The following is a 16,026-nucleotide window of genomic DNA, read 5'->3' on the forward strand; positions in this document are numbered from 1 at the left end:
GATACGCCGCCGGGATCACCGTGGTCTCGCGAAACCTTGATTGGTCATTGCACCACCATGGCGATACATGAAATATCACATTGCACATGCGCAACAGGCACATCGACATGACACGATTTTTTTCCAAAACGGTTTTTGCCACGGGCCTATGCTTTTTGGGAGCGGTGGCGGGCCTGACTGCGTCGCCTGCGCAGGCCGAACAGCGCAAGGTGGTGGTTGAATTGTTCACGTCGCAGGGCTGTTCGTCTTGTCCACCGGCTGACGCGTTGCTGGCCGAGTTGGCAAAGCGCGACGACATTGTCGCGCTGGCGCTGCATGTGGATTACTGGGATTACATCGGCTGGAAAGACAGTTTCGGTGATCCGCGCAACACCGCGCGTCAAAAGGCCTATGCCGCCGCGCGCGGCGAAAACATGGTCTACACCCCGCAGATCGTGGTGAACGGACAGCATGCCATCGTCGGCACCAAGGCGATGAAGTTGGCCGACCTGATCGCCAAGCACAAATCGGTTGGCCGCAGCATTGAGTTGCAGGCAGAGCGTGACGGCGATCAGTTGCGCATCCGCGCCGAGGGCGCGTTGAAAGCGCCAGTGCAAGTGCATGTGGTGCGCTACATCCCGCAAAAAGACGTCAAGGTGCGCAAAGGCGAGAATGCAGGCCGCACCCTTGGCTATTCCAACATCGTGACAGATTGGTCGGTGGTGGCGGATTGGGACGGGGCGGCACCCTTGTCGATTAGCCTGCCCATCAAGGGGGATCAGCCCGTGGTCGTGTTGCTACAGAAAATTGGGCAGGGGCCAATTCAGGCGGTCAGCATCCTGCGCTAAGCGGCTGTGTCGGGCCTTGGCCGGCGAATTTGAATGCTCGTTGAAAGACTGCCCCTTTTCTCGGGGCGTAGAAAAGTTATATTGCCTTTTTGCAGGACGACACTCAGCAAAGTACGGAACAGCATGTCAACGTATAGCCTATGGATGATGTCCAGCGAGGACGACGGCGATGATGACACCGATACGTCGGTCGTTGTCAAAACGCGCCCAAAAACCAAGCGCCCGCCGCTTTACAAGGTTTTGCTTTTGAATGACGACTACACGCCGATGGAATTCGTCGTCGCCGTGTTGGAACGATTTTTCGGAATGAACCACGCGCAAGCGTTTGAGATCATGCTGACGGTTCACAAAAAGGGCGTCGCCGTTGTGGGCGTGTTCAGCCACGAGATTGCCGAGACCAAGGTCACGCAGGTGATGGATTTCGCCCGCCGTCACCAGCATCCGCTGCAATGCACCATGGAAAAAGAGTAGCGCAGGGATGAGCATCCAATCCCGCTTGTCGCTGGCCCTTGAGGCTGGCCTGCTTGAGCTGCCCGAGGCCGGGCGCATCGCGCTGTTTGCCCCGCGCGAGGGGGTGGATCTTTCCGGGTTGCCCCTGTCGCGCTGTCATCTGATCAGCGGCTTGAAGCCCGATCATGATTATTTCGGGGGGCTGGGGCTGACCTGTGCGGTCAAGCCCGAGGGCCGCTATGCCGCATCGGTGATTTTCCTGCCCCGCGCCAAGGCGTTGGCCCGCGCCCTGATTGCAAAAGCAGCCAGTGTGACGGACGGGCCTCTAATCGTGGACGGGGCCAAAACGGACGGGGTGGATTCGATCCTGAAGGCGTGCCGTGAACGCGCCGATCTGTCCGCGCCGGTGAACAAGGCGCACGGCAAACTGTTCTGGTTTACCGCGCCACAAGGTGCGTTTGACGACTGGACCGCGCCCCAGCATCAAGAGGTTGAGGGCGGATTCGTGACCGCGCCGGGGGTGTTTTCAGCCGACGCGATTGACCCGGCGTCGAAACTTCTGGCCGATCACTTACCCGTCAAACTGGGGCGGCACGTGGTGGATCTGGGCGGTGGCTGGGGCTATCTGAGCGTCCGGGCGCTGGATGGCCGTGATACCATTGAACGGCTTGATCTGGTCGAGGCTGATCACGCCGCACTGGCTTGCGCGCGTGAGAACCTGACTGATCCGCGCGCCGTGCTGCATTGGAAAGACGCCACGCGCTGGCGCCCCGAGACACCGGCCGACACGGTGATCACCAACCCGCCGTTTCACAGCGGGCGCAATGCCAATCCCGATCTGGGCCGGGCCTTCGTGCGGGCCGCCGCCGCGATGCTGGCCCCGCGCGGCGTGCTTTGGCTGGTGGCCAATCGTCATCTGCCCTATGAAGCGGAAATGCGCGCCTGTTTCTCTCATGTGGAGGAAGTGACGGGCGACAATCGGTTCAAGGTTTTGCTGGGGCGCGGGGTGGCTCGCAAGCGCCGGTAAAATGGCTTAGGTTGCGTGCGGGCGCAAACACGAAAGAGGGTTCCCACTCATGTCATTTTCCATTTCAGGCAAGACCGCCATCGTGACCGGCGGCGCCAATGGCATCGGTTTGGCCATTGGCCGCCATTTCGCGGATAAGGGCGCAAACGTTATGTTCGCCGACATGGACGAGGAACGGCTGGTCAAGGAACTGGGCCAGAACGAGGACGCGTCGAATATTCGCTATTTCGCCGGGGATTTGCGCGAGCGTCTGACGCAGGCCAATCTTTTATCGGCGACGATAGATGCTTTTGACAAGGTAGATATCCTTGTGAATGCCTGCCGTCAGGTGATGCCCTCTGACGCGCTGAACCCCGATGACGACGCGGTTGAGCAGTTGTTGCAGCAAAACCTGATGACCTCGCTGCGGCTAAGCCAAATGGTCGCCAAGCGGATGATCAAGCAGTCCGAAGGCAAGACCGAGGGCAATGCCGGCGCGATCGTGAACCTGTCGTCGATCGCGGCGCGGCGCACGCATCCAGATTTGATGGCCTATTCGGTGTCAACCGCCGCGCTGGACCAGATGACACGCAGCATGGCCGTGGCGTTGGCCTCCTATCGGATACGGGTCAATGCCGTGGCCTTCGGTTCGGTCATGTCGGCGTCGCTGAAAGACACACTGCGCGAGAAAAAAGACTATCGCGCCGACATCGAGGATCACACCCCCTTGGGGCGCATTGCCTCGCCCACGGAACTGGCCGAAGCGGTGCAGTACCTTGCCAGTGACGGCTCGGGCTTTATGACCGGGCAGATCATGACCGTGGATGGTGGGCGCTGCCTGCTGGATCCGGTCGCGGCCCCGGCGCATTGAAGAGGGACAAGACATGAGTGGTGATATGCTGGATCAAAAGGCCCGCGCGGCGACATGGTTCCGCGAGTTGCGTGATCAGATCGTTGCAGCTTTCGAAGGATTGGAAGACAGCCACACGACCGGCCCGTTGAACGAGGCTGCGGCGGGTCGTTTTGAGGTGACCGAGACCACGCGCGCCAGCGACGACGGATCGGATGCGGGCGGCGGCTTGATGAGCGTGATGCGTGGCGGGCGCGTGTTTGAAAAGGTCGGTGTGAACGTATCGGAAGTCTACGGCACCTTGGGCGAGGCCGCGCAAAAGGCAATGGCCGCGCGCGGCGTGCCGGGGATTGCGGACAACCCGCGTTTCTGGGCCAGCGGCATTAGCCTTGTGGCGCATATGCAAAACCCGCATGTGCCCGCGGTGCATATGAACACGCGGATGTTCTGGACGCCGGGCGCATGGTGGTTTGGCGGCGGCTCGGACCTGAACCCCTGCATCGAATATGACGCGGATACAGCACATTTTCACGCCACCCAAAAGGCGCATCTGGACCCGCATGGCACGGATATTTACCCGCGCCTCAAGGCTTGGGCCGACGAATATTTCTATATCCCGCACCGGCACCGCGCGCGTGGTGTGGGCGGGATTTTCATGGATGATCAGAATTCCGGCGATTGGGAGACGGATTTCGCCCTGACGCAAGATATTGGCCGCGCGTTTCTGCCCGCCTTTGTGCCGCTGGTGGAACAGCGCCGGGTGCAGCCATGGGACGACGCCGACAAGGACGCGCAACTGGTGCATCGTGGGCTTTATGCCGAATATAACCTTGTCTACGACCGGGGCACCAAGTTTGGTCTGGCGACAGGCCATGACGCCAATGCCGTGCTGATGAGCCTGCCACCACTGGCCAAATGGGTCTGAGTCGCGCGGCTTGTCGGCCCTGACAGGCCGCCGCGCCGGACGCCGTTCAATCGTTGCGGTGTTTTTTCAATTGTTTCGCGCCACGATCCGCCAAGGGGCCGGTGCCGTTTTTCCAGCGGCGATGAATCCAGAACCACTGATCCATGTGCTGGCGCACCATCGCTTCCAGCCGGTTGTTGACCTCTTGGGTCATGGTGACCGGATCGGTGGCAGGCACCGGCTCTTCGACGATGACGCGGAAATCCAGCCCGTTTTCGGCGCGGATCGCCCAGACGGGCACCAGCGGCGCGTCGAACTTGAGCGCCATTTCCGCGGTCGCCAGTGACGACAGGGCGGGTTTGCCAAAAAAGTCCAGCGGCACGCCATCAAGCGCGTTCAGGTCGGTCAGGATCGCCAGAACGCCACCCGCGCGCAGGTGCTTGACCGTTTGCATCATACCGCGCCGGCCCTGTTGGAACATTGGCGTGCTGAGCGTTTCCATGCAGTGCGTGTAGCGGCGATTGTAAAACGCGTTGGCCATGGGGCGATAGAACACCCCCATGTCAAACCCCTGCGCCACAAGCGCCACGCGCGCCGCATGAAAATTCCCAAAATGCCCGGTGACAAAGATCACCGGGCGGCCTTGGGCACGGGCGGCGCGGATCAGGTCGACGCCCGGACCCTCCAGAGGAATATCGCGGGTGCGCGCGATGAAAGCATTCGGGGAATGCAGTTCGATCATGTTGCGCCCGGCGTTGTCGGCAACAGTGCGGCTAAGTCGCCGCACCTCGGCCTTTGGCAGGTCTGGCAGGACATGGGCGAGATTGTCGCGCACGCGGCGGTCATACCCGGCGATCGGGGCTATGATCCGCGAGGTGATCCAGCCCATCACCGGCACACGCCAGCGGTAGGGCAGCCGCCGTGCCAATGCGATCGGCGCATAGATGGCCAGCCCAAGGGCGGTGTCACGCGCGCGGTCAAGAAAACTTGGGCTTGGGTCTGTCATCGGGGGTGGCCTTTGGAGTCTTGCTGCGCAGACATACGCCCTGCGCAACATGATCACAAGACCAAGGGCGGCGTCATGGGGTGCGGGGCAGACCGGTGCCGATCATGCTGTCGCGGGTCACAAGCGCGGCAAGCTGGTCTTGTGTCATGCCGTCGGTTCCAGCGGGCCGGGCGGATAAAACGATATAGCGCATGTCGGCGGTACTGTCATGCACGCGGATGGTGGTGCTGTCGGGCAGGTCCACCCCAAACTCGCGCAGTACGGCCCGTGGCTCGCGCACGGCGCGCGCGCGGTATTCGCGCGTTTTGTACCAATCCGGCGGCAGACCCAGCAGGTTGCGTGGATAGCATGAACACAGTGTACAGACGATCATGTTATGGGTGTCCGGCGTGTTTTCGACCGCGATCAGATGCAGCGGGCCGATATCGAACCCCATATCCCGGCACGCTTGCGACGCATTGTCCAACAGGCGCGCCTTGAAGGCCGGATCGGTCCATGCGCGGGCCACGACCGCCGCGCCATTGGCGGGGCTGCGGGCATCCATCGCGTCGATCTGCGCGGCCACCGCGGCGGCATCAAGGTGGCCCTTTTCGATCAAAAGCTCGCGCACCGCGATTTCCATGCGCTGCCAATAGCTGAGCGGTGTGTCGTTATCGGCGCGGTAGGGATGGCCCGAGGGGCTCAGCCCGGAATGGTCGTGGTGATCGTGGGGCATGTGTCAGACCTTCTCCAGCCAATGGCCATAGATTTCGGCATCCAGCGTATCGTTGGGGTGTTCGGCGGCGGTGCCCCAAAGCTCGTCCATGGTAAATCGCACGCGGTACAACGGTTGGCTGGCAGCGGGCAGGCCATAGGCCAGTTGCTCGGGGTTGGGGAAAGGGCCAAGCGCGCGTTCGATCACGCCGGTTTTGCCGCGCAGATAGGCCGGGATGCGTACATGGCCCGGCGGCATGATGGTTTTGACGCGCACACGCTCAGGCATCGTGGGCCTTTTGGGCGGCGGCATAGGTGGGGCCGCGTTCGGCGATCTGTTCCATCCGTTCGCCCAACTCAGACGGGGTGTAGGCCCCGTATTCGAGCAGGTTTTGATTGATCGCGGCAATCCAGCGTTCGTAATAAGACATGGTTTCAAACGCGTCTTCGCCCATATCTTCAAGCGCGCGGCGCAGGCCGTCGACGGTAAAAAACCCTTTGGCACCGCAAAGCACCATCAAGGCATCGACACGCTTTTCCCAAAGCGCGAAATCATGGTCATCGGCACAAACCGGGCCAGCATCCTGCCCGCCCATATCGTGCCAGCGGCGTCCATCGGTATCCATCATACGGGCAGGGTAGGGCCAAGGGGCGCGGCTGTCCAGAGGTCAGTAAAAGCGCAGATCACCCAAAGCCAGATCGGCGGTAAACGCACGACCGATGGCTACAAGGCCGACCCGGCGCAGGCTGGATAGATCCAGCGGGGCGGTCAAACGGTGTGGCGTGAAATCCGAGAACGGCAGTTTTATGGTCGTCCAGTGGCCCGGCGCGGTAAATTCCGCCCGGTAGGATTGCCACGGTCGCGTGACATCGGCGGTGCGCAGGTGGATATTGTAGCGTTGATCGTTGCCCAGAATGTCCAGCGCCAGCCCGGTCTGGCCGCTGGCATCGACACCGCAGCCATCCGGGCGCAGATCCAGTGCCATTTGCAAGAATCCACCGTCGTTCTCAAGGCTGACCGTGCCTGTCATGCGCAGGGCGGGGCGGCCTTCCACCGTGCAATGGGTCAGCGAACCGTCCGAGACCCCGCCCATGACCCGATCCGAGACCAATTCCCATGTGGTGCCACAGGTGGTTTGGCCTGCGGGCAGTGAAAGATTGTCTATGATGGGGGATGATGTGGACATGCCGTTAACCTAGCGCAGGCAGTTGTTTTGGCCAAGAGCAGCTTTCGCTACCGGCTTATCTGGTCAGGCCAAGCACGGGAGGGCGCGCTGTCGATTCGAGGCATGTCATTCGTCGCCGTCCTCCTCTTCCTCTTGGCTGACGAGGGTAATCTCGCCGCGGGCTTCGAGCGTGCGGATGGCGTTGACGATCTCGGTCATCGCTGTTTCGCCGTCGCGGGGTTTGACGCGGCCCTGCTCTTCGATTTCTTCGCGCAGCGCATCGGCCATCCGGGTCGAGATGTTGCCAAGAATGAACTCGGCCGCCGGGGCCAGATCACCGCCCTGATCGCTGGCCGAGGCAAGCGCGGTGACAAGAACGGCCTGATCCACCTCGCGGATGATCTTGGGAATATCGACGGCGGCGACACGTGCAGGGATATGAACAAAGGTGAAAATCGCCTTGCGGACCAGTTTGGCAAAGTCCTGATCGGTTTCATCCAGCCCGGTCAGCACGTCGTCACGCGTGGTGGCGGCGGAAAAGTTCAGGATCGCGCCGACGCGTTCCACCGGGCCTTCATCAAAGGCGGTTTCGGGCACGTCGTGCAGTTGCGCGGCCAGTGCCAGCCCAATGCGGTCGACCGCTTGGGGGGTGACCGCGCCAGTTTGCGAGACGGCATAGGTGATGCGCCGGGCCTGATCGCCGGGCAGGCGGCCCAAAAGTTCGGCGGCGCGGGCGACATCAAGCTTGGACAGCATGACGGCGGCGACCTCGGTGCTTTCGCGGGTGATCATGTTCATAAGGTCGTCGGTCGCGGCGGCGCGCACCTGTTCCCAAGGCTCACCGAATTGGCGCACGCCAGCCTCTTTGCGCAGGCGGGCGGCGGTTTGCGGGCTGATCCGGCCATCAAGCGCATTCAGCGCGCCGGCCACGCCGCGCGGAAATGTCAGGCCCATCGCCTCAAGCTCGGCGGCGAATTCGGCCACCACATCGGCGAGCGTGCTGCGATCCACATAGCGCATCGACCCCATCTGCGTGGTCAATTGCGCCTGAAGCTGTTCCGGCAGATCGGTCAGCGGAATTTCGGCACCTTCGTTCAGCAAGAAGCGCACGATGATCGCCGCCTTCTGACGACGTGACAAGCGTGCACTGGCCGGGCCGGGGCTGCGGCTTGGTGTGATCTGTGCAAGCGGTCTTGAAGTGCTCATCCCCGTCCCTCGATGCGGTGTTCTTTGCAGTCTAGGGGCAGAGGAATGAAGAATTGCCTAAAGAAAAGCAGGGCGCGGGCGCATTATCCGAGGTGCGCTTGCACACTTGGTTTTGAGCTATGGCTCAACTGCTGATTTGCGGCACACAGGCCTTGGCGTCGGCATCCCACGTGGTGCCTTCGATGCACGACATCGCCTGATGATCATGCGCGGGACAAGCAAAGCCCGCGGCACCCGAGGTGAGGGTCAGCGCGGCGGCGGCCAGAATGGTTTTGAGGGTCATCTCTGTTTCTCCTGTTGAACCATTTTCCCCTTATAACATGGATTTGCCCGCTCTCAAAACGCCGCACGAAAAAGGCGGCCCAGATGGGGCCGCCCTTGCTGAAATTCTAGGCACCAAAGGCGATGTCAGCTTTCACCGAACACCCTTTTGAAAATCGTATCGACATGTTTGGTGTGATAGCCCATATCGAATTTTTCCTCGATCTGGTCCTTGCCAAGCGCCGCGACGACATCGGCGTCGGCCAGCAGTTCCTGTTTGAAATCGGTGCGGTCTTCCCAGACTTTCAGCGCGTTGCGCTGCACCATGGCGTAGGCATCTTCGCGGCTGACACCGGCCTGCGTGAGCGCCAAAAGCACCCGCTGCGACATGACAAGGCCCGGAAACTTGTTCATGTTTTCCAGCATATTTTCAGGGAAGATCAGCATCTTGTCGATCACGCCCGTCAGGCGGGCCAATGCGAAATCAAGCGTGATGGTGGCATCCGGGCCGATCATCCGCTCGACCGAGGAATGCGAGATGTCGCGCTCATGCCAAAGCGCCACATTTTCCATCGCCGGCACAACAGCCGAGCGCACCATCCGGGCCAGCCCGGTCAGGTTTTCGGTCAGCACCGGGTTTTTCTTGTGCGGCATGGCCGAGGAGCCTTTTTGACCCATCGAGAAAAACTCTGCCCCTTCAAGAACTTCGGTGCGCTGCATGTGGCGCACTTCGATGGCGATATTTTCAATCGACGACGCGACGACACCAAGCGTGGCAAAGAAGGCGGCGTGCCGGTCGCGCGGGATCACCTGCGTGCTGATCGGTTCGGGCTGAAGGCCCAGTTGTGTGCAGACATGCTCTTCGACGCCCGGGTCGATATTGGCGAAGGTGCCAACCGCACCAGAAATCGCGCCGGTGGCCACTTCGTCGCGGGCGGTTTTCATGCGGGTCAGGTTGCGATCCATCTCGGCATAGAAGCGTGCGAAGGTCAGGCCCATGGTGGTGGGTTCGGCATGGATGCCGTGGCTCCGGCCAACGCGCAGCGTCGTCTTATGTTCAAGCGCGCGGCGTTTGAGGGCGGCCAGAAGCCCCTCAATATCGGCAATCAGAATATCGGCGGCGCGCACAAGCTGCACGTTGAAACAAGTATCCAGAACGTCCGAGCTGGTCATGCCCTGATGGACGAAACGCGCCTCGTCGCTGCCGACATGTTCGGCCAGATGGGTCAGGAAGGCGATGACGTCATGTTTGGTGACAGCCTCGATCTCGTCGATGCGGGCCACGTCAAACTCGACATCCTTGGCTTTCCACACGGCTTCGGCGTTTTCACGGGGGATGACGCCCAGATTGGCCATCGCATCGCAAGCGTGCGCCTCGATTTCGTACCAGATGCGGAATTTGCTTTCTGGCGACCAGATTGCAACCATGTCGGGGCGGGAGTAGCGAGGAATCATATGACGAGCCTTTGTCTGTCCTGTAACGGTTGTGCCGGGTTTAGACGGAAGCCAAGGTCACGGCAAGCAGACGGGATCTGAAAGGATGGCTATGGCGGATGAGCATAACGAGGCGGAGGCACGCACGCTGGCCGACTTTGAAGGCCGTTGGCAGATGGTGCGCCGCATTGTCCACGCCGATGGCACCGTCGCGCGGATGGAGGGCGAGGCCTGCTGGACCCCTGCGCCCGATGGGCTGATTTGTGAGGAACGCGGGCTGTTGCAGGTGGCTGACGCGGCACCGCTGGAGGCGCAGCGGCGGTATTTATGGTCCGACGGTCTGCGCGTATGGTTCGACGACGGGCGCTTTTTTCATCAGGTGCCTGCGCGCGGTGGGACATGCAGCCATTGGTGTGATCCCGATCAATATGAGGGGCGCTACGTGTTTGGCCAGTGGCCTTCGTGGCGGTGTATTTGGCAGGTGCGGGGGCCGCGCAAGGATTATATCATGATGACCGAGTATCGACCGGAACACGGCACCGGGAGAGGGAAAGAGGGGGCGCTGCCCCCGTCGCCGTAAACGGCGACTCCCCTGGAGTATTTTTAGAACAATGAAAGGCGGGTCTGGTCGAGCCGTGTTTGGATGGGGCGATAAAGAGAAAACGCGAAGGGCAAGAGCCGGGTATGACAGGCATTTTTCAATCTACGATTCCTTATGATGTTCAAGCGCAGCCGCGTCTGCCGGGGATTGCGCCGCTGGATCCGGCGCAGTGGTTGTTGGTGGACGACGCCTTTGAGGCGCAGATGGCGGAACGGGCGCGGTTGCTGGACGCGCGGCGCGACGCGGTTGTGGCGGTGACGCCGGAGGGGCGGGCCGCGGCGGCAGAACTGTTCGACGTTGTGCTGGCTTGGTTGCACGCGCATGCGCCGGGTTATGGCGTGGCAGGCGACACTGTGCGCCGGCCCGATGGCCTGCGGGTGCCTTTGGACCGGGACGATCCGATGGGCACCTTGGGGCATTTGGTGCAGGAAGACCTGTGCGTGATGGACAAGCAGGGCGACGAGCACGTTTTGACTGCCGCGACCGTGTGTTTTCCCGCCAGCTGGCGGCTGGCCGACAAGATCGGCAAGCCGTTGACCGGCATTCATGTGCCAGTGCCGGACTATGACGACGCGCTTGCACGGCGCGTGCAGCGCCTGTTTGACGGGGTGCAAGTGGGCCGCCCGCTATGGCGCTTCAACGCGCTGCGATATGAAGACCCGGCCTTGTTTCAGCCCTGCAAGCCGCAGGCGCCGCATCCGGTGGACCGGGCGGACCTGCCTTACCTGCGCAGCGAGCGGCAATGCGTGCTGCGGCTGCCGGAAACGCAGGCCTGCGTGTTTTCGATCCATACATTCGTGCAGCATGTCGGCTGAGGCCGGGTTTGGTCAGGCCGAGACCGGCACGATATCGCGCAGCATGGTATAGGTGAACAGGGACGCCCCGAGCGGCGGAACATACAGCATCAGGGTGAGGGCCAGTGTATGCACCGTCAGGCGCAGCGGTTTCGAGGGGTCGGCACGTTTGGACAGCCAGCCGGCAACCGCCTGCCATGGCGGGGCCTTGGTGGCAATGTCGATGGTGTTGGCGTCGTCTGGTGAAGGTACAAAGCCCGGTGCCGCTTGCCCATCGGGTATGACATTTGACGCGGCGCCCGCGATATCCGGTTTGGCAACGGTGTCGCACGCGGCGGTTGCCGTCAGGCGCAGCAGATCGAAGATGTCATCGACAAGTTCGGGGCCGACCGGGCCAGATGCCGGGCCTTGTAACACCGCGTCCGCTGGCAGCACGTTTTGGGTGCGCGCGATGATCTGATCCACCAGAAAGGTCAGTGAATTATCATCCAGCAGGCACCCTGCCGCGGTCTCACAGGGACCGACAGCCGCAACCAAATGCCAAGCGCCGCCGTCCTCGTCGGGCGGAAGCCAGCCAAGCGCCACGCGCAGATAGTCGCGGTCGATCACGGCGATGTCGTCACAATCCCAGGTCAAAGCACGGGTTTGGGCATCAGCCAGTTGAAAGGATAGGTCGAACTCTTCGACGATATCCGGAAATTCCATGCGCGGACATGCGCGATACTCGAACCCGATAACCACACCGTAGGTCTGCATTGCGCCTACTCCTGTCTGGGTTTGAATCTGTCCTTGCGTTGATCAATGCCCGGCGATTTTGATGCGAGTTTGATCGAAATACGGCGGAACCGTGAAGTCAGCCAGAATGAGTGGGAATAAGTGAATTTTCAATGCCTTGGACAGCCTGTGCCGACTATCCGCCCGCATCAATCTGTGCCGCCATGATCGCGATGGCCTTTTGATACACGCCAGCGGCGTTCCATTGCTTGATGACGCTGAAGTTTGGTTGGCCTTCTTGGTAGCCTTCACCGGGACGCCAACCTTTCTGGCGCAGGAAATTCGCGGTTGAGGCCATTGCATCGGCCTGATTGTAGAAATCAATGCGGCCATCGCCATTGGCGTCAATACCGTATGTCAGGGCATTGCCAGGCAAGAATTGTGTGTGGCCCAACTCGCCATGCTTGGCGCCGCGGGTCTCGGCGGTGATTGCCCCTTGATCCACAAGTTTCAGGGCGCCGATGGCGTGGGGGACAAAGAAATCAGAGCGGCGGCAGTCATAGGCCAGCGTGGTGATCGCCGAAACGACCCTGCTGTCGCCCATGAAGCCGCCAAAGCCGGTTTCCATACCGTGAATGGCGATCAGAACACCGGCTGGAACGCCATATTGACGCTCAAGCGCTGCGTAGAACGCGGCATTGCGCGCCTTGCGGGTGCGGCCTTGCGCGACGATGGTGTTGGCACCGCGCACTTGCATGAACTTGGCGAGGGAGTAGCGAAAGCTTTTCTGATTGCGGTCGGCGGCAATGGTGCGCGAGGCATATTGGGCCTTGGCCAGCGCCTGAAGGCCACGCTTGCCAACACCGGCACGTTGGGCCTCGGCGGCGAAGGCGGTTTTCCATGCGGCAAATCCAGACCCGTCATTGCCACAAGGCGCGGCGATGGCGGTGCCGGGCATCAGGCTGACGGCAAGCATCGTGAGCGCCAGAAGGCGGATTGACCGATTGTGTGTTGTTGGGAAAAACGTGGGTGTGAAATTCATTGTGCGCTCCCGCAATAATTTGTGGCGTTGCGGGTGAAAGCTTAGCGGACAAGGGCCGCGCTCACAAAGCTCTAAATGGGCCGGCCCCGCAAAGAGGGCCGGCGATGTGCGCGTGTTCAAAAAAGAACGGCCTGCATGGCCTCCATGGCTTGCGCGGTCGTGCCGAAGGTCTGAAACGACAAAAACGTTCCCGTCAGGGCAGCGGTTTGCGAGGCAAGGCGCGGGTTTTCACCCTTGAAGACAGTCATCAGGAACAAAAACAGCCCCACCGGAAACGCAAGCAGCATGACGGCATAGGTCAGCAGCCACGCAGACAACCGTTGCGGTGCGCTAAGAGGTTTTGGCATCTCATCTAGCAACGCATCAGCGACGGCTTGTGGGTTGGTGTCGGCCTCGACGAAAAACTGGCGAAGGTCGGCCAGATCGGCGGCACAGGCTTGTTCGGCCCTGGCTGATCTGGCGACACTGGCGTCGGCGGTGCCGCGGGCCAAGCGCGTCGCCGGGGCCTTGATCGGGCCGGGTAAATCGGCTGTCATCAAGGCAAAATCCGCCGAGCTGAGCAATCGGCCATGGCCCACCCAACGGACATAATCCGCAGACAGTTGCCATTGAAGGTCGCGCTGCACATGCGTGAGAACCATGTCATTGGTCAGTCCCAGCCCATCCGGCACCGGCACAGAATCTTCTTCTGCGACCGAGAGTGTCAGAACCCGCGGAACCTGTTTGGAAAACTCGTCGACAAAGCCGTCTTGCGTGATGTCGATGCGCAACGTGTGGCAACACGATGCCACATAAGCGCTGGAATCCGATCGAATGTTGGCCCCTGTGATCCGATGGCCCAAGCGCGCAAGGGCGGCTTGAACGCGGTTCGAGGTTTCAACGATGTCGATGTCTCTCATACCGAGAAATACTAGTCCTGCTGTAACCCATCTTGTGTCATTGGTCATGGTTTTGCCTGCTCATGGGGATTTCAGGAGCATCCCTTTTGCATGCGCAAGTTGGAAAAGGTTTGTTTCAAATAAGAATACATTGGGGCAATCCCGCGCTGAGCGCCCTATTGTTGCGCGGTGTGGAACGATCAGATTGGCACGGACATCCCGTCTGGCATCGGCGCACGAAAAAGGGCGCCCTGTGCAGGGCGCCCCGGTGTTCACTGTCCCGTTCTCGGTGATTAGCAGCTGTAATACAGCTGGAATTCAACCGGGTGGGGGGTGTGTTCGTAGGTTTCGACCTCTTCCATCTTCAGATCGATATAGCCTTCGATCTGGTCCTTGGTGAACACGTCACCGGCCAGCAGGAAGTCATGGTCGGCGGCCAGTGCATCCAGCGCTTCACGCAGGCTGCCGCAGACGGTCGGGATGCCTTCCAGCTCTTCGGCGGGCAGGTCGTAGAGGTTCTTGTCCATCGCCTCGCCCGGGTCGATCTTGTTCTTGATGCCGTCAAGGCCGGCCATCAACAGCGCTGCAAAGCACAGGTAGGGGTTGGCCGACGGATCGGGGAAGCGGGCCTCGACGCGCTTGGCCTTGGGGCTTTCGGTCCACGGAATACGCACACAGCCCGAGCGGTTACGAGCCGAATAGGCGCGCAGAACGGGGGCCTCGAAACCCGGGATCAGACGCTTGTAGCTGTTGGTCGACGGGTTGGTGAAGGCATTCAGCGTTTTCGCGTGCTTCAGGATGCCGCCGATGAAATACAGCGCCTCTTGGCTGAGATCGGCATATTTGTCGCCTGCAAACAGCGGCTTGCCGTCTTTCCAGATTGACATGTTCACATGCATGCCGGTGCCGTTGTCGCCATAGATCGGCTTGGGCATGAAGGTGGCCGATTTGCCATAGGCCTGCGCGACGTTGTGAATGACGTATTTGTATTTCTGAAGCTCATCGGCCTGCGTTGTCAGCGTGCCGAAGATCAGGCCCAATTCGTGCTGGCACGAGGCGACTTCGTGGTGATGCTTGTCAACCTTCATGCCAAGGCGCTTCATGGTCGACAGCATTTCACTGCGGATGTCCTGCGCATCGTCAATTGGGTTGACCGGGAAATAGCCACCCTTGACGCCGGGGCGGTGCCCGGTGTTGCCCATTTCATATTGGGTGTCGCTGTTCCACGACGCATCCATCGCATCAACTTCGTAGGATACCTTGTTGATCGTGTTTGAAAAACGCACATCGTCGAACAGGAAAAACTCGGCTTCGGGGCCAAAGAAGGCGTTGTCGCCGATGCCCGAGGATTTCAGATAGGCCTCGGCTTTTTCGGCCGTGCCGCGCGGATCGCGATTATAGGGTTCGCCGGTATCGGGCTCAACGATCGAGCAGTGGATGCACAGCGTTTTCTCGGCATAGAACGGATCCACATAGGCCGACTCGGTATCGGGCATCAATTTCATGTCGGACGCTTCGATGGATTTCCATCCTGCAATCGACGATCCATCGAACATGAAACCCTCTTCGAGGAAGTCTTCATCAACCTCGTCGGCAATGATAGTCACGTGCTGCAGCTTGCCGCGGGTGTCGGTAAAGCGAATATCGACATACTCGATGTCTTCTTCTTTGATCTGCTGAATGATAGCTTTGTGGCTCATTCGTGAAATCCCTTTCTGTCTGGGTCGCGTCTAAGTGTTGGTTGAGATGCGCCGGGTGGCGCGGGTGTTTTGTGCTATTCGCAAAACGGCGGTATGCGTCAGAGAGCGTCTGACCCGGTTTCGCCGGTGCGGATGCGGATGGCTTGTTCGACGGGGCTGACAAAGATCTTGCCATCGCCGATCTTGTCGGTGCGGGCGGCATCAACGATGGCCTCGATGGCCTGATCGACCTGATCATCGTCGATCACAACGTCGATTTTCACCTTGGGCAGGAAATCCACCACGTATTCGGCACCGCGATACAATTCGGTGTGGCCTTTCTGGCGACCGAAGCCTTTGACTTCAAGCACGCTGAGGCCCTGAATGCCTGCGTCTTGCAGGGCTTCTTTGACCTCGTCCAGCTTGAACGGTTTGATGATCGCTTCGATCTTCTTCATGGCTCGGCCTCCTCGCCCTTCAGTATCTTGCTAGTTGCAGACCACTTCTCAGGTGGG

General features: G+C 60.6%; 20 protein-coding genes. 7 read left to right on the plus strand and 13 right to left on the minus strand.

Features of this window, described 5'->3' with window-relative positions; all coding sequences use genetic code 11:
- Window positions 1-107 precede the first annotated feature (107 nt).
- The 5 genes from HAT86_RS02855 (at window position 108) to hemF (ending at window position 4,058) form a co-directional block, all read left to right on the plus strand.
- Complete coding sequence (locus HAT86_RS02855) at window positions 108-827, plus strand: DUF1223 domain-containing protein (RefSeq protein WP_167193202.1); 720 nt, start codon at window positions 108-110, stop codon at window positions 825-827.
- A gap of 123 nt (window positions 828-950) precedes the next feature.
- A complete protein-coding gene (gene clpS / locus HAT86_RS02860) occupies window positions 951-1,298 on the plus strand; it encodes an ATP-dependent Clp protease adapter ClpS (protein WP_167193204.1) in 348 nt (115 codons plus the stop codon).
- A gap of 7 nt (window positions 1,299-1,305) precedes the next feature.
- Window positions 1,306-2,304: a class I SAM-dependent methyltransferase gene (locus HAT86_RS02865; protein ID WP_167193207.1), complete on the plus strand. Its 999-nt coding sequence runs from the start codon at window positions 1,306-1,308 to the stop codon at window positions 2,302-2,304.
- A 49-nt stretch (window positions 2,305-2,353) separates the two neighbouring features.
- Window positions 2,354-3,154 carry an SDR family NAD(P)-dependent oxidoreductase gene (locus HAT86_RS02870; protein ID WP_167193209.1) on the plus strand — a complete coding sequence of 267 codons (801 nt, stop codon included), beginning with the start codon at window positions 2,354-2,356 and terminating at the stop codon, window positions 3,152-3,154.
- Between the two features lie 13 nt (window positions 3,155-3,167).
- Window positions 3,168-4,058 carry an oxygen-dependent coproporphyrinogen oxidase gene (hemF, locus tag HAT86_RS02875; RefSeq protein WP_167193211.1) on the plus strand — a complete coding sequence of 297 codons (891 nt, stop codon included), beginning with the start codon at window positions 3,168-3,170 and terminating at the stop codon, window positions 4,056-4,058.
- A 46-nt stretch (window positions 4,059-4,104) separates the two neighbouring features.
- On the opposite strand, the gene HAT86_RS02880 is transcribed toward hemF, so the two are convergent.
- From HAT86_RS02880 to purB, 8 genes are all read right to left on the minus strand, one after another.
- Window positions 4,105-5,043 carry a lysophospholipid acyltransferase family protein gene (locus HAT86_RS02880; RefSeq protein WP_167193213.1) on the minus strand — a complete coding sequence of 313 codons (939 nt, stop codon included), beginning with the start codon at window positions 5,041-5,043 and terminating at the stop codon, window positions 4,105-4,107.
- A gap of 73 nt (window positions 5,044-5,116) precedes the next feature.
- Complete coding sequence (gene nthA / locus HAT86_RS02885) at window positions 5,117-5,758, minus strand: nitrile hydratase subunit alpha (RefSeq protein WP_167193215.1); 642 nt, start codon at window positions 5,756-5,758, stop codon at window positions 5,117-5,119.
- Window positions 5,759-5,761: 3 nt separating this feature from the next.
- The gene (locus tag HAT86_RS16970; RefSeq protein WP_167193217.1) at window positions 5,762-6,025 is read right to left on the minus strand and encodes an SH3-like domain-containing protein; all 264 of its coding nucleotides are present in this window, start codon (window positions 6,023-6,025) and stop codon (window positions 5,762-5,764) included.
- The gene (locus tag HAT86_RS16975) at window positions 6,018-6,365 is read right to left on the minus strand and encodes an SH3-like domain-containing protein (protein WP_269204294.1); all 348 of its coding nucleotides are present in this window, start codon (window positions 6,363-6,365) and stop codon (window positions 6,018-6,020) included. Before HAT86_RS16975 ends, HAT86_RS16970 begins: the two co-directional genes overlap by 8 nt.
- Before the next feature lie 39 nt (window positions 6,366-6,404).
- Window positions 6,405-6,923 carry a CIA30 family protein gene (locus HAT86_RS02900; RefSeq protein ID WP_167193219.1) on the minus strand — a complete coding sequence of 173 codons (519 nt, stop codon included), beginning with the start codon at window positions 6,921-6,923 and terminating at the stop codon, window positions 6,405-6,407.
- Window positions 6,924-7,028: 105 nt separating this feature from the next.
- Window positions 7,029-8,108: a flagellar motor switch protein FliG gene (locus HAT86_RS02905; RefSeq protein ID WP_167193221.1), complete on the minus strand. Its 1,080-nt coding sequence runs from the start codon at window positions 8,106-8,108 to the stop codon at window positions 7,029-7,031.
- A 124-nt stretch (window positions 8,109-8,232) separates the two neighbouring features.
- Window positions 8,233-8,391: an adenylosuccinate lyase gene (locus HAT86_RS02910; RefSeq protein ID WP_167193223.1), complete on the minus strand. Its 159-nt coding sequence runs from the start codon at window positions 8,389-8,391 to the stop codon at window positions 8,233-8,235.
- Between the two features lie 125 nt (window positions 8,392-8,516).
- Window positions 8,517-9,824 carry an adenylosuccinate lyase gene (purB, locus tag HAT86_RS02915; RefSeq protein ID WP_167193225.1) on the minus strand — a complete coding sequence of 436 codons (1,308 nt, stop codon included), beginning with the start codon at window positions 9,822-9,824 and terminating at the stop codon, window positions 8,517-8,519.
- An 85-nt stretch (window positions 9,825-9,909) separates the two neighbouring features.
- Between purB and HAT86_RS02920 the strand changes: the two genes are divergently transcribed.
- The gene (locus HAT86_RS02920; protein ID WP_231125795.1) at window positions 9,910-10,383 is read left to right on the plus strand and encodes a DUF6314 family protein; all 474 of its coding nucleotides are present in this window, start codon (window positions 9,910-9,912) and stop codon (window positions 10,381-10,383) included.
- Window positions 10,384-10,487: 104 nt separating this feature from the next.
- A complete protein-coding gene (locus HAT86_RS02925) occupies window positions 10,488-11,219 on the plus strand; it encodes a heme-dependent oxidative N-demethylase family protein (RefSeq protein ID WP_167193227.1) in 732 nt (243 codons plus the stop codon).
- A gap of 12 nt (window positions 11,220-11,231) precedes the next feature.
- Here the strand turns inward: HAT86_RS02925 and HAT86_RS02930 are convergent, their stop codons facing one another.
- The 5 genes from HAT86_RS02930 to HAT86_RS02950 form a co-directional block, all read right to left on the minus strand.
- Window positions 11,232-11,954 carry a hypothetical protein gene (locus HAT86_RS02930; RefSeq protein WP_167193229.1) on the minus strand — a complete coding sequence of 241 codons (723 nt, stop codon included), beginning with the start codon at window positions 11,952-11,954 and terminating at the stop codon, window positions 11,232-11,234.
- Between the two features lie 154 nt (window positions 11,955-12,108).
- Window positions 12,109-12,888, minus strand: a complete 780-nt coding sequence (locus tag HAT86_RS02935) for a lytic murein transglycosylase (protein WP_167193457.1) — start codon at window positions 12,886-12,888, stop codon at window positions 12,109-12,111.
- Window positions 12,889-13,070: 182 nt separating this feature from the next.
- The gene (locus tag HAT86_RS02940; RefSeq protein WP_167193232.1) at window positions 13,071-13,853 is read right to left on the minus strand and encodes a hypothetical protein; all 783 of its coding nucleotides are present in this window, start codon (window positions 13,851-13,853) and stop codon (window positions 13,071-13,073) included.
- A gap of 272 nt (window positions 13,854-14,125) precedes the next feature.
- Complete coding sequence (gene glnA, locus HAT86_RS02945; protein ID WP_167193234.1) at window positions 14,126-15,532, minus strand: type I glutamate--ammonia ligase; 1,407 nt, start codon at window positions 15,530-15,532, stop codon at window positions 14,126-14,128.
- A gap of 98 nt (window positions 15,533-15,630) precedes the next feature.
- The gene (locus tag HAT86_RS02950; protein ID WP_167193236.1) at window positions 15,631-15,969 is read right to left on the minus strand and encodes a P-II family nitrogen regulator; all 339 of its coding nucleotides are present in this window, start codon (window positions 15,967-15,969) and stop codon (window positions 15,631-15,633) included.
- Window positions 15,970-16,026: the final 57 nt, after the last annotated feature.

It is taken from the genome of Roseovarius gahaiensis, assembly GCF_011601345.1.
In the GTDB taxonomy this organism is placed as follows: domain Bacteria; phylum Pseudomonadota; class Alphaproteobacteria; order Rhodobacterales; family Rhodobacteraceae; genus Roseovarius; species Roseovarius gahaiensis.

What these genes read in the sequence shown, in the direction of transcription:
- clpS (WP_167193204.1), top strand. Translation starts at nt 951, where the DNA reads ATGTCAACGTATAGCCTATGGATGATGTCCAGCGAGGACGACGGCGAT.
- HAT86_RS02900 (WP_167193219.1), bottom strand. Translation starts at nt 6,923, where the DNA reads ATGTCCACATCATCCCCCATCATAGACAATCTTTCACTGCCCGCAGGC.
- HAT86_RS02905 (WP_167193221.1), bottom strand. Translation starts at nt 8,108, where the DNA reads ATGAGCACTTCAAGACCGCTTGCACAGATCACACCAAGCCGCAGCCCC.
- HAT86_RS02950 (WP_167193236.1), bottom strand. Translation starts at nt 15,969, where the DNA reads ATGAAGAAGATCGAAGCGATCATCAAACCGTTCAAGCTGGACGAGGTC.
- HAT86_RS02920 (WP_231125795.1), top strand. Translation starts at nt 9,910, where the DNA reads ATGGCTATGGCGGATGAGCATAACGAGGCGGAGGCACGCACGCTGGCC.
- HAT86_RS02910 (WP_167193223.1), bottom strand. Translation starts at nt 8,391, where the DNA reads ATGACCCTCAAAACCATTCTGGCCGCCGCCGCGCTGACCCTCACCTCG.
- HAT86_RS16975 (WP_269204294.1), bottom strand. Translation starts at nt 6,365, where the DNA reads ATGATGGATACCGATGGACGCCGCTGGCACGATATGGGCGGGCAGGAT.
- HAT86_RS02940 (WP_167193232.1), bottom strand. Translation starts at nt 13,853, where the DNA reads ATGAGAGACATCGACATCGTTGAAACCTCGAACCGCGTTCAAGCCGCC.
- HAT86_RS02925 (WP_167193227.1), top strand. Translation starts at nt 10,488, where the DNA reads ATGACAGGCATTTTTCAATCTACGATTCCTTATGATGTTCAAGCGCAG.
- hemF (WP_167193211.1), top strand. Translation starts at nt 3,168, where the DNA reads ATGAGTGGTGATATGCTGGATCAAAAGGCCCGCGCGGCGACATGGTTC.
- HAT86_RS02870 (WP_167193209.1), top strand. Translation starts at nt 2,354, where the DNA reads ATGTCATTTTCCATTTCAGGCAAGACCGCCATCGTGACCGGCGGCGCC.
- glnA (WP_167193234.1), bottom strand. Translation starts at nt 15,532, where the DNA reads ATGAGCCACAAAGCTATCATTCAGCAGATCAAAGAAGAAGACATCGAG.
- HAT86_RS02930 (WP_167193229.1), bottom strand. Translation starts at nt 11,954, where the DNA reads ATGCAGACCTACGGTGTGGTTATCGGGTTCGAGTATCGCGCATGTCCG.
- HAT86_RS02935 (WP_167193457.1), bottom strand. Translation starts at nt 12,888, where the DNA reads ATGCTTGCCGTCAGCCTGATGCCCGGCACCGCCATCGCCGCGCCTTGT.
- nthA (WP_167193215.1), bottom strand. Translation starts at nt 5,758, where the DNA reads ATGCCCCACGATCACCACGACCATTCCGGGCTGAGCCCCTCGGGCCAT.
- HAT86_RS02865 (WP_167193207.1), top strand. Translation starts at nt 1,306, where the DNA reads ATGAGCATCCAATCCCGCTTGTCGCTGGCCCTTGAGGCTGGCCTGCTT.
- HAT86_RS02855 (WP_167193202.1), top strand. Translation starts at nt 108, where the DNA reads ATGACACGATTTTTTTCCAAAACGGTTTTTGCCACGGGCCTATGCTTT.
- HAT86_RS02880 (WP_167193213.1), bottom strand. Translation starts at nt 5,043, where the DNA reads ATGACAGACCCAAGCCCAAGTTTTCTTGACCGCGCGCGTGACACCGCC.
- HAT86_RS16970 (WP_167193217.1), bottom strand. Translation starts at nt 6,025, where the DNA reads ATGCCTGAGCGTGTGCGCGTCAAAACCATCATGCCGCCGGGCCATGTA.
- purB (WP_167193225.1), bottom strand. Translation starts at nt 9,824, where the DNA reads ATGATTCCTCGCTACTCCCGCCCCGACATGGTTGCAATCTGGTCGCCA.